This window comes from Terrabacter sp. BE26 (genome assembly GCF_041941675.1).
In the GTDB taxonomy this organism is placed as follows: Bacteria; Actinomycetota; Actinomycetes; order Actinomycetales; family Dermatophilaceae; genus Terrabacter.
The window spans coordinates 3,790,562-3,812,685 of the sequence record NZ_CP090122.1 but is presented as its reverse complement, the minus strand read 5'-3'; the positions used below and the strand labels follow the sequence as shown (position 1 = coordinate 3,812,685).

General features: G+C 67.2%; 19 protein-coding genes. 10 read left to right on the top strand and 9 right to left on the bottom strand.

The annotated features are described in order from the left end of the window. Positions 1-36: 36 nt before the first annotated feature. Positions 37-3,000, top strand: a complete 2,964-nt coding sequence (locus tag LQK93_RS17350) for a hypothetical protein (protein ID WP_374969009.1) — start codon at positions 37-39, stop codon at positions 2,998-3,000. Here the strand turns inward: LQK93_RS17350 and LQK93_RS17345 are convergent. The 3 genes from LQK93_RS17345 to LQK93_RS17335 form a co-directional block, all read right to left on the bottom strand. Next, complete coding sequence (locus LQK93_RS17345; RefSeq protein ID WP_374969008.1) at positions 2,945-3,328, bottom strand: hypothetical protein; 384 nt, start codon at positions 3,326-3,328, stop codon at positions 2,945-2,947. The genes LQK93_RS17350 and LQK93_RS17345 overlap by 56 nt on opposite strands. A gap of 306 nt (positions 3,329-3,634) precedes the next feature. Continuing rightward, complete coding sequence (locus LQK93_RS17340; RefSeq protein WP_374971538.1) at positions 3,635-4,879, bottom strand: CARDB domain-containing protein; 1,245 nt, start codon at positions 4,877-4,879, stop codon at positions 3,635-3,637. A gap of 554 nt (positions 4,880-5,433) precedes the next feature. Beyond that, complete coding sequence (locus tag LQK93_RS17335; protein WP_374969007.1) at positions 5,434-5,706, bottom strand: hypothetical protein; 273 nt, start codon at positions 5,704-5,706, stop codon at positions 5,434-5,436. 361 nt (positions 5,707-6,067) lie between these two features. On the opposite strand from LQK93_RS17335, the gene LQK93_RS17330 reads away from it, so the two are divergent. Continuing rightward, on the top strand, positions 6,068-7,069 hold the full coding sequence (locus LQK93_RS17330; RefSeq protein ID WP_374969006.1) for a S1C family serine protease: 1,002 nt from the start codon (positions 6,068-6,070) through the stop codon (positions 7,067-7,069). A gap of 60 nt (positions 7,070-7,129) precedes the next feature. Here LQK93_RS17330 and LQK93_RS17325 read toward each other — a convergent pair whose 3' ends face one another. Together LQK93_RS17325 and LQK93_RS17320 are read right to left on the bottom strand one after the other, a co-directional pair. Then, on the bottom strand, positions 7,130-7,519 hold the full coding sequence (locus LQK93_RS17325) for a hypothetical protein (RefSeq protein WP_374969005.1): 390 nt from the start codon (positions 7,517-7,519) through the stop codon (positions 7,130-7,132). Between the two features lie 475 nt (positions 7,520-7,994). After that, entirely contained in the window at positions 7,995-8,705 is a 711-nt protein-coding gene (locus LQK93_RS17320) for a hypothetical protein (RefSeq protein WP_374969004.1), read from the bottom strand. 7 nt (positions 8,706-8,712) lie between these two features. Between LQK93_RS17320 and LQK93_RS17315 the strand changes: the two genes are divergently transcribed. Further along, positions 8,713-9,447 carry a hypothetical protein gene (locus LQK93_RS17315; RefSeq protein WP_374969003.1) on the top strand — a complete coding sequence of 245 codons (735 nt, stop codon included), beginning with the start codon at positions 8,713-8,715 and terminating at the stop codon, positions 9,445-9,447. Positions 9,448-9,587: 140 nt separating this feature from the next. Next, positions 9,588-10,238: a hypothetical protein gene (locus LQK93_RS17310; protein WP_374969002.1), complete on the top strand. Its 651-nt coding sequence runs from the start codon at positions 9,588-9,590 to the stop codon at positions 10,236-10,238. 571 nt (positions 10,239-10,809) lie between these two features. Here LQK93_RS17310 and LQK93_RS17305 read toward each other — a convergent pair. The 3 genes from LQK93_RS17305 to LQK93_RS17295 all read right to left on the bottom strand — a co-directional run bounded on the left by LQK93_RS17305 (position 10,810) and on the right by LQK93_RS17295 (position 13,090). Continuing rightward, entirely contained in the window at positions 10,810-11,349 is a 540-nt protein-coding gene (locus LQK93_RS17305; RefSeq protein ID WP_374969001.1) for a hypothetical protein, read from the bottom strand. 176 nt (positions 11,350-11,525) lie between these two features. Continuing rightward, entirely contained in the window at positions 11,526-12,422 is an 897-nt protein-coding gene (locus LQK93_RS17300) for an ArsR/SmtB family transcription factor (protein ID WP_374969000.1), read from the bottom strand. Beyond that, the gene (locus LQK93_RS17295; RefSeq protein ID WP_374968999.1) at positions 12,419-13,090 is read right to left on the bottom strand and encodes a hypothetical protein; all 672 of its coding nucleotides are present in this window, start codon (positions 13,088-13,090) and stop codon (positions 12,419-12,421) included. The genes LQK93_RS17300 and LQK93_RS17295 overlap by 4 nt, the downstream gene beginning before the upstream one ends. A 98-nt stretch (positions 13,091-13,188) precedes the next feature. On the opposite strand from LQK93_RS17295, the gene LQK93_RS17290 reads away from it, so the two are divergent. The 5 genes from LQK93_RS17290 (at position 13,189) to LQK93_RS17270 (ending at position 19,611) form a co-directional block, all read left to right on the top strand. Next, positions 13,189-13,836 (top strand): hypothetical protein, encoded by a 648-nt coding sequence (locus tag LQK93_RS17290; RefSeq protein WP_374968998.1) that lies wholly within the window; start codon positions 13,189-13,191, stop codon positions 13,834-13,836. A 742-nt stretch (positions 13,837-14,578) separates the two neighbouring features. After that, the gene (locus LQK93_RS17285) at positions 14,579-14,917 is read left to right on the top strand and encodes a hypothetical protein (RefSeq protein ID WP_374968997.1); all 339 of its coding nucleotides are present in this window, start codon (positions 14,579-14,581) and stop codon (positions 14,915-14,917) included. 377 nt (positions 14,918-15,294) lie between these two features. Then, on the top strand, positions 15,295-16,227 hold the full coding sequence (locus LQK93_RS17280; protein WP_374968996.1) for a hypothetical protein: 933 nt from the start codon (positions 15,295-15,297) through the stop codon (positions 16,225-16,227). A gap of 1,242 nt (positions 16,228-17,469) precedes the next feature. Next, positions 17,470-18,588, top strand: a complete 1,119-nt coding sequence (locus LQK93_RS17275; protein WP_374968995.1) for a lipid II:glycine glycyltransferase FemX — start codon at positions 17,470-17,472, stop codon at positions 18,586-18,588. Positions 18,589-18,594: 6 nt separating this feature from the next. Then, positions 18,595-19,611, top strand: a complete 1,017-nt coding sequence (locus LQK93_RS17270; RefSeq protein ID WP_374968994.1) for an alanine racemase — start codon at positions 18,595-18,597, stop codon at positions 19,609-19,611. Positions 19,612-19,625: 14 nt separating this feature from the next. Here the strand turns inward: LQK93_RS17270 and LQK93_RS17265 are convergent, their stop codons facing one another. Beyond that, on the bottom strand, positions 19,626-20,624 hold the full coding sequence (locus LQK93_RS17265) for a LuxR C-terminal-related transcriptional regulator (protein ID WP_374968993.1): 999 nt from the start codon (positions 20,622-20,624) through the stop codon (positions 19,626-19,628). Positions 20,625-21,159: 535 nt separating this feature from the next. Between LQK93_RS17265 and LQK93_RS17260 the strand changes: the two genes are divergently transcribed. Further along, complete coding sequence (locus tag LQK93_RS17260; protein ID WP_374968992.1) at positions 21,160-22,116, top strand: neutral zinc metallopeptidase; 957 nt, start codon at positions 21,160-21,162, stop codon at positions 22,114-22,116. The last annotated feature ends 8 nt before the right edge of the window (positions 22,117-22,124 follow it).

Here is a 22,124-nt window from a genome sequence, read left to right as displayed (position 1 = left end):
TTTCGACTCAGGCACACTCAGGCAGACTCAATTCCGATGGAGCTCCCGCACGAGGCCCTCGCTCTTCCGCCAGTGCGTATCCTCGAGCCAACGCACTTAGCCGCCATTCTCGCGAGCTTGCCTCACGGCCTGAAAGCGCCGGGTAATGTCAAGCAGAAGGGTCTTCCTTCCTCGGGGATGCGAGGTGGCACTTCGATGGGGTCAAATGGGGCTGAGGCAGCGGCCTGGAATGCCGCGCTTTCCATCGATGTCGTCGAGCTGCGGGTCCACGGGGTGAGCGGGACGCCTGCGCCGAGCGTCTTGAACGACACCTCCCCGCGCCAGGTGGCCGGGGATCAGGCCGGACGGGTCTGGCGCAGGTCGAGCCCGGTGCAGGACCCAGGCAGCACTCAACTTCGCGATGTCGAGGCGTTTCACTGGGGCGCGTTCACCAAGCTGACCGTGCTCCGCTTCCTCTGGCTCATTCTGATCCCGTTCACCCTGATGAACCTTGCGTCGTTCGCGCTGTTGATCGAGGAGCAGGACGCGGCGCCGACCCGGACCGGCTGGGGCCATTTCTCCGACGCGTTCGCGCTGCGCGTCATCCGGCTGCTCGGTCTGGCCATGACTCTTCAACTGGTCGCGACGACCTGCTACATCGGCTGGCAGACCGGCTTTGTCCCATGGACCTGGGCGACCGGCGTGCGGCTCCTCGCAGGGGGCGCCCTGCCCGCCGTGTTGGTGCTCGCCCTGTGGTGGCTCGGCCGGGCGTCGTACGACCAGGATCCAGCCGGCGGCGCCGTAGCTTGGACGACCGAGCGAGGCGCCATCTTCGACCGGGGCTTCTGGTCCGGCAGCTCCGCATGCCCACGCCGCCTCGAGCAGCATGTCCTGGCCGGCCTGGCGTTGGTCGGCATCGTTGGCCTGACGGGGACGCGGCCGCAGTGGGCCGCCGCGACCGGCGTGCAGGCCCTGTACTGGCTTCTGCTCAGCGCCAGCGTAGGGCTCCTGACCCTCGCCATCGGGCGCACGCTCACCGACTACGACGAGACGAAGGTCGCCTTCGACGGCCAGACCCAACCGGAGAGCCTATGGGCGAAGATGGAACGGTACTGCGTCGTTCTGGCGGTCGCGCTCGTCATCGCCGTCCTCATTCTCATCTGGCACTCCGGGGACCAACCGCCAAGCGGCGGTGCGGCCGGCCAGCCTGCGGCGGCAGTAAGCGCCACAGCGTCGGAAGTGTCCGTGACCGTGATCGCGTGCGTGCTCGTCGGGCTGCTGGCGCTCCTCGCCGTCGTCAGCATCTTCCAACGAGCGGACAGCGTCGGGCGACGCATGCGCGAGGGCACGAGCACAGAGCCAGTCCCGGGAGCGTTTCGCCCCTACTGGTCCGGGATGGGCGCGACAGTGCTAGCCCTGGTGGCCGTCGGGTTGGCGTCAGGAATGTCGGCGGCAGCGTTCCGGTGGGCCCAGGGCACTCAGTCCCCCCTCAGCGCGGCCGCAGTCGTCTTCAGAGTAGGCACCATCTGCTGGGGTGTGGTGACAGCGCTCGCGTTGGCGGCGGCCCTGCCGGTCGTGGCTCTGCTACGCAACCACAAGCGTGCGGCCGCCCTTTGGCTCGCCGCAGAGGCTGTTCTCGGGGTGGCGATCTGGCTTGACCGCAACGACTTTGCCACGCCCAACTGGTTGGACCTCGCCTATGTCGTCGCGCTGGTCGCGGGCGTCCGGGCGGCCAAGCTGACCTTCACGACGGACCCCCAACTTGCACCGCACCTGGAGGCGGGGCTCGGCCTCTCGAGCGCGGCACCTGCGTCACCGGAAGTCCGCCGTGGGCGCGCCCAGGTGCGCGGCCAGCTCGCTTGGGCCGAGACCCGTCGGTACTACCACCGGGTCCTGGGACTGGCCGCCGCGGCGGCCGCCGGCTGTGTGAGCTGGCAAGCGGCCGTCGCCCTTCAGCAGCTGTCCCAGTGGGGGCAGCTGCTGCCGGCCGGGCAGGACGGCCGGGTCGCCCTGCCCCAGCCAAGCGTGGGCGGGGTTGACCTGCTCTCCATGCCGGAGCGTTTCGGCTCGTGGGTGGTGGCTTTGCTCGCGACCGGCGTCGGCGCCCTCGCCTTGATGCTGTGGCGCAAACCGGGCAGGGGAACGACTGTCGCTATCGTGTTCGACCTGCTGTCCCTGTGGCCGCGCGTGGGTCACCCGCTGTGCCCGCCGCCGTACGGCGGGCGCGCGGTGCTCGGGGTGGCCACCCGGGCGAGTCAGCTGGCGAACACGCGAACGCCGGGCGACGAGGCCAGTAGCGGCGGTCGCCCCGTTGGACACGGCTACCGGGCTGTTGTCGTCTCCGGTCACAGCCAAGGGTCGTTGATCTGCGTGGCTGCTGTCGCTGTGCTCGCTCGCGCGGCTCGTGCTGGCAACGCGGCGGACCGCTCTGAGTGGATGTCGAGCGGGCCGGCGCAAGCCACTCTGGGTCGCGTCGCGCTGCTCACGTATGGGTCCCAGCTGCAGTTCATCTACGCACGGCTCTTCCCGGGATACCTCGGTTTCCATGTGCTGCGCGGCGAGTTTCAGGACTCGCTCCGTGGCCGCTGGAAGAACCTGCACCGGTGGACCGACCCGATGGGCGGGCCCGTGCTCGCCTGGCCGTGTGACAACGACACCTGGACCGGCAGGCGAGGCCCCACCCCGGCCACACAATCCTGGGCCTGGATGCTGCAGAGAGGTGAAGTTGCGCCGGGCGAGCACGCCAAAAAGGGGAAGAATCTCGACGTGCGGCCCGTTCCGCAGCTGGAGCTTCCGTGGGCTACCGGCCCCGATGTCCAACTGCAGGACCCGCTGACCCTGTCCGACTCGGCGTACTACCCCCGCCTGCCTGCACGGCGGCACAGCGACTACTGGCACGACCCGTACTTCGGCGCTGTCGTGTGGACACTTGCCGACGCGGCAACAGCCGCAGGTGGACCCGACATCAACGGCGACCCCACGACCACCCAAGAGGTTCAGCAAAGGCAAGCCCACATTTGAAGCGCCCGCGGTCGCGGTCTCGGAGGTCGGCAGCCTCCGCGGCGGAAGTGCCACCATCGGGGGGACGCACCTCGGCGGCATCCTGGTGGTACTGGGCCATGATGACCGCGCGGACCTCTCGGGCCGCCTCCACGTCGCCGGCCATGGCCTTGTCCCACAGCGCGGCCAGCCTGGCCAGCTCGAGCTGCTGGTGGTTCTCGACGGCGTCCTCGCGGTCGCGGGCCAGCGCATCGTGGACGATGTGGTGCACCGTGCCGCGGTTGGCGTAGCCGAGCTCGTCGGCGATCTCCTGGTTACGTGCGTCCCTCCGTCGCCAGCTCGACGGCACGGGCTTGGCGAGCGGCCGCGAGGGCGCGGTTGCGGTGCTTGCCGGAGACCATGGGAAGAGCTGCGGGGACGCTCATGAGAACAATTCTCGCTACTGGCGTCCCGTCTGGCTGAGGGCACGCCGACGCTTGCGCTGGCATTGAGCGGCTCAAATCACCGGGTCATGCGGAACCCACACAAGGCATCAGAGCAAAGCGTTACGATCACGATGATGGAGGACACCTTATCGGGTGTCCTCCATTCGAGTAGGCGAACCAAGATCAGCGTCGTTTTCCACTCAATAGGCGCAACAGGCTGGAGGCTGTAGTTATGGCAGTTCCACGTTGCTTGAGGTGAAGGTCTTTCGTACCCACTGGTTCGCCGTTCCGTCCGGCGTTAGGTCTTGGCCCTCAAATGCGTGTGTAGCAGTAAAGCTCACTGGGCAGTAGTACGAGGCCGGGCTGCTGTAGCCGCCCGAGCAGGTGGTAGGTCGTTCGTCAATGCTCAGGTGAATCCACGACGACCCAGACGTGCCTAGCACGGTGCCTCGGGGCACAACGCGACCCAGAATGTCCGACCGGCCGCCCCCGCCGAAGTGACATATGTTCATGTTGCGACCATCACGAAGCCTGAAAAGGAGACAATCGGAGGCCCCGACCGAGCCTTTTACAAAGCGCTGCGGGGTGCCGTCCTCCGGGGCCAAGATCTTCTTATCCCAATTTACTCCTGGTTGCAGGTCCAGCCCATACTGTTGATTGGCGCAATGGTCTCTTGACGTCGCAATACTGCAGCGCTGGAGTGGGTTAGCGTTCTTGGGCGGATCGTTGTATCCATGAATCACCGTGAAGGTGGTTCCCGCCGCGACCGGTGCAAGCGTTCCACGTGCCGTTCCGATGACGTGCACCTGCACCGTCAATGAGTTGTTAGACTCGTTCGACTCTGCAACATGATTGTCGACGTCGACAGCGAACGTTACCGTGTAACTGCCCGCGGCCGTGAAGGTCCAGTCAAATTGACTATTCCCATCCAATACCGTGGTGTTTGCGGGCACTCCGGCGTGGCTGCCATAAGCCCCCACGTCTCGGCCGTCAACAAGCCATCTGATATTGAAGACGCCGGAGTCGGCGCTTCCTTGATTTCTCACCCCGGAGTCAAAGTGCACACTCTTGCCAGCCTGTAGCGCGGCGCCGGGCACTGCACCGTTGACGGTGATTGCGGTCGGAACGAGGTCTGGGGATGCGGTGGTGCCAGGAGTCACGGTAAAGCGTGCAAAGCTAAACGTGCCAAGTCCACCTCCCGGAGGGGACGAGGTTATCCGTAGGTCATAGCAGTCGGGGGAGGTTGCTGGCGGGACGGTTAGTCGGGCTGAATATGTACCGTTGGTGCCAGAAACAGTATTCGCGGAAGTTCCAAAGCCCTCTACTGTGATGGTATTACCAGCAGAACTCTGCCCCCCGACCGTCACAATGGTCCCCGGAGGTCCTTGCGACGGGCTTACGGAGATATTTGCATCGACTGGCGCGCTGCAGGCGGCATAGGCATTCGTCGCGCCGACCACTGAGGCGGCCAGCATCAACACCGCCAGCACGAGGAGTCGGAGGGTGCGAGTTGCCGTGGTTCCGTGAAGCGACATGGCAAGGCCCCATCTTGTGGGTCCAACTGATGCATGCGGTCCGGCCCGTGCCGCGCTATGGATCGCTAACCTCGCATGTGCGACCGGATCCGCGACCACATCTAGGGCGCTGTAATGACGCCGACTAATCCACTCACCAAAGTAGGCCTGCGCGGAGGGGTCGTCAAGGGGGCTGTTCGCGTCGGCTCGGGCACTTTCTGGACACGTGCTGGAAACCCTGGCCCTACTTCGACGGACGCCTCCACACAGATGGGCAGCAAAGGCATCACGACCCCGATCTGGCGCACCGCATAAATACTGAACTGGTTCCTAACACGGTGATCGTCACGTCCAACGAGGAAATGCCGACATCCTCGCAGTTCGGTGTCCATCATGACCAGGTCCGCCACCTTCCGCACAAGGTCACGCGGGCCGAACGCCTGCCTGAAGCACAAAGCACGTGCCGTCCGGTGGGCGGCACCGTGTGCAAACTCGAGATATGCAACGCCGACGTCTCAAGGCCGGATCGCCTCACGGTCCTCGGCTGACAACACCACTGTCCGGGGCGCCCACGTCTTCGGCCGCGTCCCCCTCTCCCCCAGGCCGAGCGGCCGGCACCGAGCCATGATGATCGCGCGGACCTCGCGGGCCGCCTCCACGTCGCCGGCCATCGCCTGGTCCCACAAAGCGGCCTGCCGCGCGTCAAGCCGTGCCAGCTCGAGCTGCTGGTGGTTCTCGACGGCATCATTGCGCCCCTTGGCCAGCGCGTCGTGGACGATGTGGTGCACGGTGCCGCGGTTGGCGTAGCCCAGCTCGTCGGCGATCTCCTAGTAGGTGTGGCCCTCCGTCGCCAGCTGGACCGCGCGGGCCTGGCGGGCCGCGGCCAAGGCTGGGTTGCGGTGCTTGCCGGTGACGAGAGGGATGGCTGCGGGGACGCTCATGAGAACCATTCTCGCTGTGGGCCTTCTCGTCGTGCAGCAACCTCGCCGGTCCCGTCACCCGTCGAAGCCTGTCGAATTCTGGCCAGCGTCGCCCGATGGGCCGCATGGACGGATGCCATGAAATAGGCCATAACGACAAATCACCCGACCTTGAAGTGCCACGATCAGTGGACAGGGGGCCGGAGATCTTAAGGCCCAGACTTGCCTTGTGGAGGATCTCGTGAGCGCCAATCCGTATCAACCCGTTCGTGAACCGGAAACCCTGAACGGTTCACCGTTGCCCGAGACCCTTTCTCCCGTGCCTAACGGAGGTCGAGGAAGGATGACGTCCTGGGTGGTCGCGATCCTCCTGCTCCTCAACTTGGGAGCTGTGGGCTACGGCGTCGTGCAGCAACGTCAAGGCGATGCCAGGGTCACCGAGCTGACGACGGCTCTGGGTCAGCAGGCCTCACTGATCAGGGATCTGCGCACTGACCTCGGTACCGTAAGCAAACGAGCGGCGGTGGCCGAGGCTGCAGCCAAGACCGCCAGCAATGACGCGGCGAGTGCGAATGACGCCGCGTCGAAAGCGGGCAATGAGGCGTCCAAAGCCAACACCGAGGCTTCGAAGGCGACCAAGGCGCAGCAGGAGGCAAAGGCAGCAACGCTCGATACGAAGAGCGTCGCCGATAAGGCGACGCCCTCCATCGTCACCGTTCACTGCGGCACGGCCCTCGGGTCAGGATTCGCCATCAAGGCCGCCTCACCGAGCGGATACCAGACGGCCATTCTGACCAATGAGCACGTCGTCGACGAATGCACGCTCGTCGGCGGGCCAGACCCCTATGCCTCGCACGGAACCACCAAGTTCGCCGCGACGCTAGGCGAGTACGACACCTTCAACGACCTTGCGATCATCTACATCAAGCCGAAGCTCTCACCACTAGAGGTCGCCGCTTCCGCGGCCGTCGGCGACCCCGTCGTCGCGATCGGCTCCCCGTACGGTCTCGAGGGCACTGTCACCACCGGCATCATTTCCCGCATTGAGCAGGACTGGTACCAGACTTCTGCACTCATCAACCACGGCAACTCCGGTGGACCACTACTCGATCGCAAGGGTGAGGTCCTGGGCGTGAACACGATTGACGTCGGGGGCGGCGGCACCGGGCTCGGTGGCTCCATTCGTTTCCGGGTCGTATGCCAAGTCATCGCCAAGACGGCGTGCAGTTGACCACTTGGGTAGCCAGCAGCAGGTTGGGACCGCAGGCTGCGCGCTGGTGCTGCGCGGCGGTCACTGCCTGAACGCGGCCTCGTACTTCTTGGCGACCGAGGGCTTGAGTTTCCCGGTGACGCGCAGCAGGACGGGCCCGTTCTGGGTGTGATACTCCTCCCCCAGGGCCCCGTTGGCGCCCTTGAGGATCGCGAGGATGTACTGGGAGCGCTGCGTGGCCGACGCCTCGTCGGGCCAGACCTCGACGGTTGCGCCGCACTCGGCTCCGAGCTGAGAGCAGGACACGCCCTTGTCGTACAAGGTGGCGGCCGACACGTACCCGCCGGGACGACCGATCTTGTTGTTCGGGTCGTTGTCCTCCGTGATGGTGACGACCTTGGTCACGGACGGCACCGCCGCCTTCACCTGGGCAGCCACCGCGGAGGCGTCACGCGCGACGGCCGTGGTCATTGTCGACGGAGGCGAGCTCGCTGTGGTCGACGCCGACATCGAGGAGGTCGAGGTTGATGCGGAGGCGGCTGGAGGAGTGGCCGCTTGGTCAGCCGCGGTGCCGCAGCCTGTCACCGCCAGGGACACCAGAATCAGGGGTACAGCTGCCCGCGCCACGGTCGTCATGGCGCTCAACGTACCCGCCGAGGGGACAAATTATTGCAAGTGCCCCGTCTGGCTCACGACGGAACTCCGGAAGGTGACGGAAGGCCCCCTCTACGCCAAGGGCCCGAGGCCCCGACACGGGTCAGCGGATGCAGTTCCCGAGCCATAACGTCAACAACAAAAAGAACTCCCGCGGAGGATCTTCTTGTTTGTTCCCCTCATGGCTCAGAGGATCATCTGGTTCGGACTGGATCGGGCGCGACTACCAAGAGAGCCCATGGGGGGCGTGGGTGCAGGGATCTCGGCCTTCGCGGGGACAGCCGGTTCGGCGCTAGGGGCCTGCAGCCTCGGAGCGGTCCGGAAGCAGGCTCGCCAGGAGGAAAGACGTGGCCAGTAACAGCGCGACCCAGCCACCCGCGCGACCGAGACTGCCGGCATGGGCGGGGTAGACCACCGAGAAGTATCCCAGCCAAGCTGCCCCCGCGGCGGTCGTGTAGGCGGTAACGCGCCAGCCGGACAGCTCCAGCGATGCCAACGCAGCGACCAGCGGTAGGGCCAGAGCAAGGCCGGCCTGCATGGGCCAGTGATCAAGCCCCCAGGTGATGTCGTCCTGTGGGGGACGGCCCTCGCGCGCCCCCGAAATGGTGTCCCAGCCCAGCAGTGCGGCTGGCGGTAGCGACGTCACCGCGATGAGGAGCATGGCCCAGCGTCGGCGGGAATCCGGTCGGGTTAGGCGCCAGCGTCGGGGTGGGCGGGTGACACTCGGAGCTCTCGACAAGATGCCGACGACCACGGCGGTGCCTATCAGGCCCGCGGCCGGGAGAAGCTGCAGCCAGGTCGTCGCCGCGACGGCGGCCACAGCCACCGCCACGCCGGCGACCGCCACCTGAGCGATGAGCGAGTCAAGCGAGACCCGAACAGCGACGCAGGCCAAGGGGAACGCGACGAGGCCGAAGTACAGAACACCCCAGCCGGTCTCCAGCAGGTAGGAATCGTAGAAGCCGGGTGTCTCGGAGACGGGAAGCGCCCAGCAGCTTGCCACCGCGCCGGTGAAGCGCCTGGGCGGGCTGTCACCGTCCGCCCCGCCCCTGAGCACGTCCACCGTCGATGCAGCGGCTCAGCAGGCGGCCCGCGACGCGGCCGCCGCTCAGGCCGCAGCACAAGCGAAGGCGGCGTCTGACGCCAGAGCTGCCGCGGCAAAGGCTGCGGCAGCGAAGGCTAGGGCTGCAGCCGCCGCCAGGGCCAGGGCGGCCGCGGCGAAGGCTCAGGCTGCCCACCAGGCTCAGGCTGCCGCCCAGGCTCAAGCTCAGGCCGCGGCCCAGGCTGAGGCTGCCGCCCAGGCTCAAGCTCAGGCCGCGGCCCAGGCTGAGGCTGCCGCCCAGGCCCAGGCTGCCCAGGACGCCGCTACTGCCGCCGCAGACTCATTCGACAAGGAGTACGCCAAGGAGATCGCTGGCCGCATCCTCGAAGACGTCGCCACCGGTGATGAGCGCTTCCTCGATCAGCCGGAGCTGGGAGCGTCCACCACGATGAATTTCCTCTCCACCGACATGGACAACCTCCTTGGTTGTGGCATTCCCACTGTCAAGGACCAGGCGCACTACTCCGCGCTCGTGACTACACTGCGCGACTTCTACGCCAAGGCATCCGACCAACTGCCCGACGATGTCACCGGAGCCGCCGCCACGTACACCATCGCTCGACAACACACTTCGGAGCTGTTGACGCTCCTCAATCCTGCGCTCGGCACTCGGCACCGTCTCCCGGCTTGGAGCTACATGTAGACGGAGACAACTGGCCATCGTGTTGCCTCAGAAGCCTGCTGCTCCCTTTTGCAGGGCCAGGCGCCATTCGAGAGCCTTCAACAGGCGCTTCTTCAGCTGCGATGACTCCCCCTCAAACCCATAGAAGAAAGTCACAGGGCGTGTCAAAACCGAAAGACCTCAAGCGAGTCGGCACGTGGAACCTCGAAGGTCGATGGTCTCGAAGCCACGAGGCACGGTTGCTCGAGGCCGAGTGTGACATCTGGCTCCTGACGGAGCTCCACGTCGGTGTCGGGGCGAGGGAGCTGCCGGGATATCACATCCACCGGTCCAGGGACTTGATGTCCGATGACCGGCACTGGGCGGCCATCGCCGTCCGGGATGACCTCGTCCTGAGCGCGTGGGACTGCGACCCCCATCCGGCGAGCGTTGCGGTGGAGGTCGACGGAGTGACTTACTGTGCCTCCGTGCTCCCGTGGCGCTCCTGCGGCACCGGGCATCCCTGGCGCGGGCGGACCGTTGTCGCGAAGACCGAGGCGGCGACCACGGCGCTGACGGGGGTGTTACCGGCCGGCAACACGGTCTGGGGTGGCGACTGGAACCATGCCCTAATGGGTCGGGAGTACGCCGGCAGCCTCGCCGGCCGCCAGGCGATTCTGGATGCAGTGGCAGCCCTTGGGTTGAACGTCCCACCCACGTCGCGTCGCCTCGGCGCCGACGTGAACGACCTATCGATTGGCGGTGCTGCTAGGGATCTCGGAGGCGTCCAGATCCTCAGCCCTCGCGGCGGACGTCCGGAGGCTCGGCACTGATGTCATCACGACGGCTGTTGGCGGAAGTGGCGTCCGCCAGCGCGTTAGGACACACGTGTGCGACGTGAGCCTTCTTGAAAGTGACTTTGAATCCACCGCGCTTCCTAGCCTTGCGATAAGAGGACACCCGAACCTGAGCCGTCTCGGCAGCCCCGCATAGAGGGCAATGGACGGTCACGATGTAACTCATGACGCACCTCCGCCCAGTCCGACGGTGGAGACTGCGTACCTGTGAAGTAGACCGCCACGGCCTCCTTCGGCGGTGGGGCAGGCGAACCCCTCTCGACACCAATGGATCTCGTGGAGGGCCCTGTAATCCCCGGTCGCCCTGATGCGCTCGAGGCACCCCCTGAAATCGGGCGCCGGTGCGTAGATATACGGGTAGTTCTGCCTGCTCATGTTCTGCCTCTCGTGTGGCTGTGCTGGGTTTTCGGTATGCCGGGTTTGCGGGCGTGAGCGAAGGCGCTCGTTACCAGACCGAGGGGCACCGGTGACGCCCCGGCACATTGCTAGGTCGCCTCTGGTGTCCGGCTGAAGGGAGTCGCTGCCATGACCTCGCGCGGCCGAGGACTTAGCTACCGCCCGCCGGGAGGTAGCGCGGGAACTGGTCAACTAGGACCTGAAGCATGGGCGTCCGCCGATCCATGTCTTGGGGAGAGCGATACAGCCCACTCGGGTGCAACTGCTCTTCCGCCGCCCCACTGAACCAGCGCAGGCGAACGACGAGCTCTTCCTCATCGTCATACGGCTTCATGCCTTCGATGGCGACCCAATGTTCGTGAGGATCACACAGTGGGCTGTCGCAGATTTCGAACGATCGGCCGTGGCGCACGACTTGGCGACCGAGACCGACGAGGACCAGTCGGGCGGCTTCCGGAGGGACCCCGAGGGTGATGAATTCCTGCTGATTCCTAGTGATCAGCCCGATGGTGAAGGCGGCGTAGTCGGCCACCGGGCCCCCTCTTCCCGTCTCGCCGATGGCGAACCCGAACTGCTCCATGCTCCAGTCCATCTCGCTGATGGCGTCGCCCCATTCGGGGTCACGTACGCGAGAGGCGGCCCGGAGCTGCGCCGCACTGGGCGATGTGACGGGGACTATGGCTTCCTTCATTGCTACCACTCCTTCTCAGATGGCTCTTCGGACGGTTTCTCATCACTCGGGTGCCGACTCGGTGACCGGCGTGGACTTCGCTGGCGGTAATGGAGCCGTGCCTCATTGGCCGTCCGCCAGCGCGGCCCTGAGGTCGGCGGATGTAGCAACCCGCTCGCGAGCTGAACTCCGAGATCTCAGGGGTTACACGCGCCTCCTTGACCGTGGTCAGGTTGGCCGGTCGGCACTTCGTCCAGAACAGCGCCCGTCCGGCCGTCGACCAGGAGCACGGTTTCCTCGAGCGTCACCCGCTTGACGCGGGAGTCCTCGTCCTCGGACAGACTCAGGAGGAACGCGCGGCGCTCACGAGCGTGCTTGTGTGCCTTTGCTTCAGCCGTGTCCGGGACCTGATCTCGGTCAGCGATCTGCTCGGGGTCGAACCGCAGACGCCACCAAAGAGTCCTGCCGTCGCCGGCCCGCTCCTGAAGAACGAGACCAGCCTGCTCCAGCGCCTTGAGGTGGCGCGTGATGGTGGATTGGTGCTTGCCTGTCGTCTCGGCGAGCTCCCGGACGGTCCGCCCCCCACCGTGGGCGGGCCGGGGGATCTGGCGCGCTCCCTGCCACGGGTTGGCGAGCAGCTCGCTTGCCCGGCTTCCGGGCACGACGCGGACCACCCTGCCGCGCGGAGGCCCCGAGCGGCGACGAGCTTCTGGACCCGGACGTTCCGCCAGAGCGGTGAGGGTCTCCGCCGGCCCGGCCCCGAGGCCCTGGGGCCCGAACAGGCGATGGACGCGTCCGTGCAAGGAGGTACCAACCGAACTGCTCGCCGTAGTAGTAGAGACCGCGAGTCTCTCGGTTGGTATCACCGTGCACGCGTCGGGCAGCAGCAGTCGAATCGGCTCAGCGGCCAAGATGTCAGCACCAGCCATCCGCCTGAGCCAGCCCAGGTCCTCGAGGCGACCGAGCGCACGCGACACGACAGGCCGGCTGGTGTCAGCCGCCTCGGCGATCTGCCTTCGGGACTCCCGAACCACCCGAGAGCGGGTCTTATGGGCAGCGAGAAGCAGGTAAGCGAGCACCTTGCGCTCCGTCACCCCTGCAGTCCCACGACTGAAAAGGTTGAGTCAGCGGCCGATTCACACATCTCCGCCAGGAAGCATGGGCAGGCGATGTCCAGCGGGAACTCCTGGCCTTCAGCAAGGACTCGCGACAGCGCCCCGACCAGGGCACGACCAAACTCGGATCGTGCCTCGATCCGACCGCCTGCCCGGTCATCGGCCACTCGGCAGATGAAGTCCGGCTCAACCAGGGCACATGCTTGTCGCAAGCCGCGATGGCCGCCCTTGGCCAGGCCAACCAGCCGCAGTAGCGGCCCAGTGATGGCGTCGTGCCGGCCGTCGTTGGCCAGCGCTTTGGCGATGACGTCGACCTGCGCCAAGATGGCCTCGCATGGCCGATCCTGCTCGGGGAGGGCCGCAAGAGCGCTCGGTACGGCCGCAGTGCCCTCGACGGCGGTGGCTTGGGTTCCGCCTTCGTCCCGAGTTGCACTCCGCCGGTTGTTGATCAGTCGAGCAAGTTGCACACCGCTGCCGTCGTCGACCGGGAGCAATCCGGACGGAGGTCGCAGCCACCGATACGGCTCCACGAGACCGGTCACCTTGGAGACCCGGACCGTCGGCGCGATGAAGGCGCAGCCGTGGCCGGAGCCATCGATGCCGGCCTTGACGTCGACGCCCGGGCGCAGCCCGCCCCACGAGCGCACCCGCGCTGGGTGAACTGCCCGCCGGCACTCCGGCCACCGCCACCCTCACGATGCGCGGAGGCCCCGGACGCGTGCTCCCCGGCTCGGACGCGGTCACCGTGAAGCCGCAGCAGTTCGGCCCCGAACCCACCCACCTGCGCGTGCGGGTCACCCCGCCGGTCCTGCCCGGCGTCCTCTGGGACCGTCTCGTCCTGATGGGCGTCAGTGGCGAACGCGTCGTTGTCGATGTGGTTGGCCACTGGGTCGCGCCCGCCGAGGAAACTGGCTTCGTGTGGATGGGCGGGGTCGGATCGCGGGGCAGCCCGGCGGCGGCCTACCGCGACGGCATGGTGTGGAGCGGCCCCGTCGACCGCGGCACCGTCGCCGGCACCTATCGGGACGGGATGGTGTGGCTCAGCACGGCCCATCGGCGTGGGCTCCGGACACCGTTTGAGGGCCCTGGCCTCCGGCGGGTAGTCGGAGTCGAAGTCGGGACTGTAGAGGGGACGGTGGAGGGCGGCAGGAACGATGCCATGTACCGGCGGGACAACCCCTGGCAGCCCGGCGGCGGGCTCTGGCATCCCGCGTTCCTGGCTGATATCGGCTTCCTGCCGAACGCGACGTTGGACCGCAGCAGGATCTGGAAGGGGCCGTTCGCGGGATCGCTCGGAGCCGCCCCGGCCGCGACCTACCGGGGCGACGACTTTGGCGCGGCCGCGGCTGCGGTGGTGCTTGACTTGACCAACCCCTTCTTTGAGGTCCCATAGGTATAGGTAAACCCATCTAGTAGAGGTTGGACTGCTTCTCGGCACGACGGCACAGCCTTCCAGCTCGACGCCGCCGCAGGCCACGCCATCGGTTGCGGGCTGGTGGTCAGCAATACTCGGCGTGGTCTTCGGCCGGCACCATCGCTCTGCCCCACCTACCGCTGCGCAGGTTGCCCTTCTCGTCGATCGCGCGCTGGGCCAGCCCCATGCAGCAGGAGGGTCTGGCTGGTGAACCGACGGTCTGCGAGTGGTGCCAGCCGGAATGCCCCTCAGCTAGTTCCTACGCGCGTACCGCTGTGAGGCGTCATGGCCATGCATGCGGCGACATGGCGGCACCGTATGCCGAGCTCGGACTGGTGGCGGTACCTGGACCGATCACTGCGCGCCCCTCACCGGACCTCGGCCGCGTCCAAGCGCAGCTAAACGAGCGGCCACAGTTCCTGACGGAGAGCGACGGTATGGAGATCCAGTTCGTGCACGTGCAGTCGCGGCACTAGGACGCCTGTCAAGGGAGAAACACCCCGAAGTCGAGCATCTTCAACATTTAGCTAGGAATCCCTCCTTGTATATACGGGACGCCGAGCAGCTCACCCATGATGGTCTTGAAACGTCCCCAACCTCCGTGCGGATCCCGCGCATCCGACCGCTGGGAGCATTGCGGCGGGGTTGTTGAGGCTCCTAGACTTGTTTCCGACAGGAGCCAAGGTCCATTTGGCATCCATGTCATCCAGGGAGGCACATTATGTCCACCCAAGACACCCCACAACAGTTGCCTCTGACGTTCCGTGGAATTTCACCACTGGACGGCATCCGAGTGCGTTGGGCGGGTTCGGCCCTGGTGATCCTAGGCTTTGGCCTGTGCTTCTTCGGCGGCATAGCCGGGGTCATTTTTGGAGTGTTGTCCATTGCGCTCGGAATCGCCGTATGGGCACTAACGCATTTCGGGCACTACAATTGGTACGACTTGCCCCCGGTTAGTCGCCGGGTCGTCGGCGTGGGCGCGGTCACCGGCTACGTGATAGTGGCGGTCTACCTTTACGGAATGATCCTAATTACCAAGATCATAAGGAGATTCGCGTAAATTGTCCCGCCGCGCCATCCCGACACTGTGCGTTCGCCCGTCACTCGCCTCCTTTATATGCAGAAAGGTCATCCTCATGAGCGCACCTCCGCTATCATCAACGGCAGGACGTGGGCTTACCCCACGCGACCTCGCCCGCGAGCCGTTCACCATCTCCGACTTGGAGCAACCAACGTACGACCCGGCGTCACAGACCAGCGGCCCCGCAGATCCAATGCGAATGCTATTCACCCACTGCCACACGACCGCCACATATGACTCCTCCGGGCGCTCGGTAGACAACGACGGGCTGCAAGGCGACGACTGAATGGCCGCGACCGGCGGCCCCCCGTTTCCACTGAGCGATCTGGCTGCCGAAACGTCGGAGGGAGTCACTGGTGCACCTGGTGATCACCTCAGCGGAAGACGCCACGGCTCACCTGCTCTGCGAACGACTCGGAGGTCAGGTGCTGCGCGTCAACTGGGAGGCATGGGAACAGTACGACATCGAGATAGACGCGCATGGGTTCCGCCTCTCAGACCGGTACGGGCGGGAGGTTACGAACACCACGCTCGGGAACATCCTCTGGCGCAAGCCGGTGCCCTCAGTTTCCCGTACTCAAGGGGAACGATGGTACGGATTTCAGGAGTTCCGAGCCGGAGTGACAGCAATATTGGGCGAAGTGCGCCGCCAAGCCCCGGAGAAGCTGCTGGTAGACCCGGAGCGGCTGGCTCGGACCGATCGGTTCCACCAGCTTCGGACCGCTTCCCGACATCTCACTACGCCGAATTGGGTTTACACCAGCACGCCGTCTAGGGGGAACTGGTGCGGGAGACGCTGGGTCGTCAAAAGCATGGCAGGCCAGCCTATCCCTTACAGCGGACCACCGGACCGTGTGATGTTTACGAGAGCGGTGGATCCCGGCGATCTCGCCGACGGCTGGCCATGGCTCGTACAGGAGTTGATCGACGCTCCATATGATCTGACCGTCGTCTATGTGAATGGCGTTTGCTTTGGATTTCTCCTCGAACGCGCTTTCCTGCCGGGGCTGGACTGGCGCGAGGCGATCGGTACGCAGCTAGCCGATAGTGGATGGCGGCCTGTGACCCTTTCCGCAGGTGTCGAGAAGGCGCTTCGGGATACCATGGCAGATCTTGAGCTGCGCTTCGGGCGCCTGGATCTCCTCGCCCATGACGCCGACTGCCGGGACGTCGTCTTCCTAGAGGTCAACGCAAACGGACAATGGGCGTGGCTCGATATCGACGGCCGACACGGGGTCATGGAGGCCGTCGTACGCTTCATCACCGCCTCCAACGACCCGGTAGCCTAGGTGTCACGTTGGTGACACATGGGCGTTGACGACGAGGAAACTTCCGGGTGAGGGGTGGAGGTGAAGTGTCTAAGTCCTTCGCGCGTGCCCCAAACGCATGGGCAACCGTCACCCACATTGATATTGGAGAAACGCGCGACGTCTAGGACGTCTGCCCTCTAAGCGGCCGAATCCACCAGTTGCGCTGGCGTCCCTGTCCTTCCCCAAGGTCAGATCCCGTGAGGACGCGGCAAATCTGACAACACAAGGCGACGCCGCCCGTGAGTCAGCCGCTTGGCGGCAACACTTGGCGCCTCCTGCCTGGCCTAGCCCATTGACGGCATCCGCGGGTGCCCCCCACCGCGCCACTGGCCGGGGCCGGCTGCTCCGGCGGCGTCGAGGACGGGAGTCGGCTGTGAATTTCTCCGTGCCTCCGTTTCGCGCCGTTGCCCAAGGTGACAACCTAGCAAGTCGGCGAGCCACTCGCGCAGAGGAGGCTGAGCGCCGTCGTTCAATCTCCTGCGACCGAGGGTCTGCAGTAGCCGTCATGGTGGCCACATCCCGGCCGAGGAGGTCTAGCGGGTCTTGCCAGGCTCGTTGATTCAGATCTCCTCAACGGCGGGTCGTCGAACTATCGCCGCAGTGGTCGCCGCTCGGGGGACGACGGCCGCCGCCAGGACGTCCCTGTGGCACTGGAGCCCTGGAACGCAGCCCACAAGATCGCGAGCCGAGTGGCGACTCACGGGGGCTCAGAGCCGGCCACCTGCTTCCCAGGATCCCCGTGAGCACGCTCAGGTCCGGCCCGTCCGGCACCGACCTCAGTGCCTCGGGCAGCTTGGTCACCCGCACCAGGGCTTCGGCCGCTCGCGGCCGCGGCGGAGTGACGCTCGGAGGGCGCCCAGGGTGCGCGCGCGATATCCCGGAGGCGCAGCGATGCGAGCAAGCCCCCGGCGCGGACCTGCGTGACGGCATATCTGCCGTACTCGGTCAGGGCGTCGACGTCCGTGGGGCACCAGCACTCCCCGGTCCGTAGAAGCGGAAGGCGCTGGCGTTCTGGCCGCTGCGACGGGTGACCTCCCCGATTGTCAGGAGCACGTCGGAATAGCCGGGCGGCGCGTGTCGGTCGGGAACGAGAGCCGTGGGCATAAGCAGAAGAGTGGGCCCTCCACCACGGTGAAAGTCAACAGGGCCGCTGCCCGGTATGCCGTCCGCGCGGGCGAGGCGTGCGGGCCGCCCCGCGCGCCTCCGGTAGCGTGGCCCAGCGTGAACGCGCCCATCACCGTTCGAGACATCACCGCAGCCGAGCACCTCGCGTGGCTGCGGACCCAGCCGTCCGCGAGCTTCCTGCAGACGCCGGCCTGGGCCGAGGTGAAACGGGAGTGGCGCGCCGAGTCGGTGGGCTGGTTCGAGGGCGAGCAGATGGTCGGGGCAGCCCTCGTGCTGCACCGCTCGCTCCCCCGCATCAGGCGCTCGCTCGCCTACGTGCCTGAAGGACCGTGCATCGACTGGTCCTCCCCGCGGCTCGTCGAGCTGCTGCGTGCCCTGCGCGACCACCTCAAGGCCAAGGGTGCCTTCGCGCTGCGCCTCGGGCCACCCGTGGCGACGCACCGCTGGGGCACCGCCACGATCAAGGACGCCATCGCCGACCCCGCCATCCGCCGCTACGACGAGGCGACCCCCGATGTCGTCGAGCCCGTGGGCGCGGCGGTCGTCGCGCAGCTGCAGCGCCTCGGGTTCCGCCACCTGAGCCCGGAGGACGGCTTCGCCGCCGGCCAGCCCGAGTACGTCTTCCAGGTGCCGCTCGCGGGACGCACCGAGGCGGACGTGCTGGCCGGCATGAACCAGCTGTGGCGGCGCAACATCAAGAAGACCACCAAGAACGGCGTCAAGGTCCGCGTCGGCGACGCCACGGACCTCCCGGCCTTCCACCGCACCTACGTGGAGACCGCGGAGCGTGACCGCTTCACGCCTCGCGGGCTCGAGTACTTCCAGCGCATGCATGCCGCGCTCGCCGCCGAGGACCCCGACCGCATCCGCGTCTACCTGGCCGAGCACGACGGCGACGTGCTCGCCGCGACCGTCTACATCCGGGTCGGTGAGCACGCGTGGTACTCCTACGGCGCCTCGACCTCGGCCAAGCGCGAGCTGCAGGGCTCGACGGCGATCCAGTGGCGGATGATGCAGGACTCGATCGCGGCCGGCGCCACCGTCTACGACCTGCGCGGCATCACCAACACGGTCGACACCGACAACCCGCACATCGGGCTCATCCGCTTCAAGGTGGGCACCGGCGGCGAGGCGGTGCGCCTGGCCGGCGAGTGGGACCTGCCGCTGAACCCGTTGCTCTACAAGGCTTTCGACCTCTACATGAAGCGGCGGTGAGCGCTCGTGCCCTTCGTCCTGCACGTCGACGGTGAACGCTGGAGAGCCGGCCACGACCGGTTCGTCGCAGACCACCCGGGTGTCGTCCCGGTCGTGAAGGGCAACGGCTACGGCTTCGGCCGAGACCTGCTGTGCGCCGAGGCTCGGCGGCTCGAGGTGCCCATGGTCGCCGTCGGCACGTACGTGGAGGTGCCCGACGCCCTCTCGGCGTTCTGCGGCGACGTCCTCGTCATGGAGCCCTACCGTCCGGCCCTGCACGCCGACCTGCCCGCGCTGGCCGACCGGCGCCTCGTGCACACCGTCACGGACGTCTCAGACCTGGAGAGCCTGCGCGCCCTGGCGAGCGAGGCACGCGTCGTCGTCGAGGGGCTGACCTCGATGAACCGCTACGGCACCCCCCTCGGGGACGTGGCGCAGCTCGCCGGCGCCGCGGACGCTGTGGGGGTCACCCTGCACCTGCCGCTCGGCACGGGCCACGTCGAGGAGATCACCCGCTTCCTCGCCGCCGCACCCGGCATACGCACGTGGTTCGTCTCGCACGTGTCGGCGGCCGAGCTCGCCACACTGGCCGCCCGCCACCCCGAGCACGAGTTCCGGCCCCGGATCGGCACCGACCTCTGGTACGCCGACAAGGGCTCCTACGAGGTGCGGGCCCACGTCCTCGACGTGCGACCGGTCACCAAGGGAACCCGCGCCGGCTATCGCCAGCGAGTTGTCCCGGACGGCCACCTCGTGGTCGTCAGCGGCGGCACCTCCCACGGGGTCGCGATGGAAGGCCCCTCACCGGCCGCAACGGCGCGTTCCCGCGCGATCGCGGTCACGGAGGGGGTCCTCGAGGCCGTCCACCGGGTGCGCTCACCCTTCACCGTGTCGGGGGTGATGCCCCGGTTCGTCGAGCCGCCGCACATGCAGTGCAGCCTGCTCTCCCTGCCCGCCGGCCTGACGCCGCCGCGGATCGGCGACGAGGTGCCGGTCCGGATGCGGCTCACGACGACCACTCCGGACGCCGTCGTCGTCTCCTGACGGCTGGGCCGGGCTCAGCCGTCCCTGGTCTCGGTGCGGGGCCGGCCGAGCACGAGCCAGCGCAGCTCGCTCCGGTGGGTGAGGCCCAGCTTCGCGAGGACCGACGCCATGTGGGTCTTCACGGTGGCCGTCCCGATGTTCAGCGCCTCGGCGATGCCCGCGTTGCCGGGGTCCCCCTCGGGGCCGGTGACCAGGGCCACCACGGCGCGCTCGCGAGGAGAGAGCCCGTCGAGGGGGTCGGGCCCCGCCTGCCCGGGACCGCCGTGCTCGGGCCGCATGCCGAGCCGCGTCACGATCGTGGCCTGCACCTCGAAACAGCGCCGGCTGAACGAGCTCAGGCGCTCCACGACCGGGCTCTCGCCGTCGTGCTGGGCCAGGGTCTGCCGCAGCTCGTCGATCTCCGCGGCCAGCTCGGTGAGCGTGGTCGCCGCGTGGTTGACGGCCATGAGCGCTCCCGCGCGGCCCGTGTCGTCGAGCTCCGGGTAGACCATGCCGAGGTTGAGACCTCGGCGGGGGCTGACGGCGAGTATCCGGTCCTGCACGAGCCCGGCCAGCCACGTCAGGGCCGACACCACCTCGTCTCCGAGCGAGGCCGGGGTGTCCGACAGGGCGCCGAGAAGCCCGACCACCCCCTCCTCGGTGACCATCGGCACGACGACCGCGTCGGCCGAGAAGTCGCCGTCGCCGAATCGCACTCCACGGTTGAGCAGGGCGCCCTCGTCGTCGGCGAACCGGTAGGGCTTGCGCGAGGCGACCACCCAGCCCACGACTCCACGAGGACCGTACGTCAGCGTGCCGCCCTCGAGGTAGCGGCCGTTGCTGAACAGGTAGGGGTAGGAGATCTGTCGGTCGCTCTCGCGGATCAACGCCACGTAGAAGTCGTCCACCTGCGCGATCGCGCCCGCGGCCGCCCGGCAGGCGTCGTAGACGGCGAACACGTCTGCACGGTCTGCCTCGTGGATGACCTGGTCCGCATGGCGCAGCGCGCGCACCGCGGCATCGGTCAGCGGCATGCGGGCCTCCTTCGTGCTTCTCCGGTCCGGGCGGTGGGACCCCTACCCCGTTCTTACCCGAACGGGCGGCGAGGCCGACCGGACGCTACCGGACGAACCGGACCAGCCGGTCCGTCGCAGGGGGAGGGCGGGTTCATCCCTCGACGGATTCCGAAGGTCCGCGGTCACCACCGAGGATGACCGGGTCGAGTCAGCGGCTGGGCAGATCTGGGACAGGGCGAGCCGCCGGTGGCGGCGGAGCACGTGCAAGAGAGGGGGCACGTGCTCCCCAGCGTCCGGCCCCGCTGCTAGGGCTCGCACAGCCCCCGGTCCTCGGCTCACGTGGAGGGATGCCGAGCACCGGGGGCTCTCCCTGCCACCACGCGCCGGCCACCCGGGCGGTACGACTCGCGAAGCCGCGCTCGAGTCAGGGGTGCAGGCCGGCAGTCATCGGGTACGGGTGCGACACGGCTGCAGACGAGCCGCGTTCGCCGCGCAATAGGGTGATCCCAACCGACCGGTTGGCCCTGCGGTCCCGACCCCGAGGAGCGGCACCATGAGCTTCAACGACGACGCGCAGCTCGACACCTCGCAGGTCGAGAGCGGCGGCAGCGGAGGATTCGGGGGCGGCGGCGGCTTCCCCGGTGGCCTCCAGGTCGGCGGTGGCATCGGCGGGCTCATCCTGCTGGTCCTCGCCCTCATCTTCGGCGGTGGCAACATCCTCGGCGGCGGTGGCGACAGCGGCAGCACGACGGGCGGGCTGCCGTCACAGCAGCTGCAGAGCGACCAGGTGGCCGCCGGCGGTCAGGTCGACCGGAACCAGTTCTCGCAGTGCAAGAGGGGCGCGGACGCCAACAAGAACGACGTCTGCCTGATCATCGCCACGGTGAACAGCGTCCAGGACTACTGGGCGAAGACCCTGCCGAAGTACCAGGTGACCTACGAGCCGGCGAAGACGGTCATCTACCAGGGCCAGACCCAGTCGCAGTGCGGCACGGCCAACTCGCAGGTCGGGCCCTTCTACTGCCCGCTCGACGCCAAGGTCTACATCGACGCCAGCTTCTTCCAGGAGCTGCGCGACAAGTTCGGTGCCAACGGCGGCCAGCTCGCCAAGGAGTACGTCATCGCCCACGAGTACGGCCACCACGTCCAGGACCTCCTCGGGATCCTGAACAAGGCCCAGCAGGACCCGCAGGGGCCCAACTCCGGCTCGGTGCGCATCGAGCTCATGGCCGACTGCCTGGCCGGCACGTGGGTCAAGCACGCCACGGAGACAACCGATGCGAGCGGGACCCCGCTGCTCAAGCCCATCACCCAGGAGGACATCAAGTCGGCGCTGTCCGCCGCCGCCGCCGTCGGCGACGACCGCATCCAGCGGAAGGCGCAGGGCCGGATCACCCCGGAGACGTGGACGCACGGGTCGGCGGAGGCACGCCAGCACTGGTTCATGCAGGGCTACGAGACCGGCGACCTCAACCAGTGCAACACCTTCGGTGTCCCGACGGTCAGCTGATCTCGGCC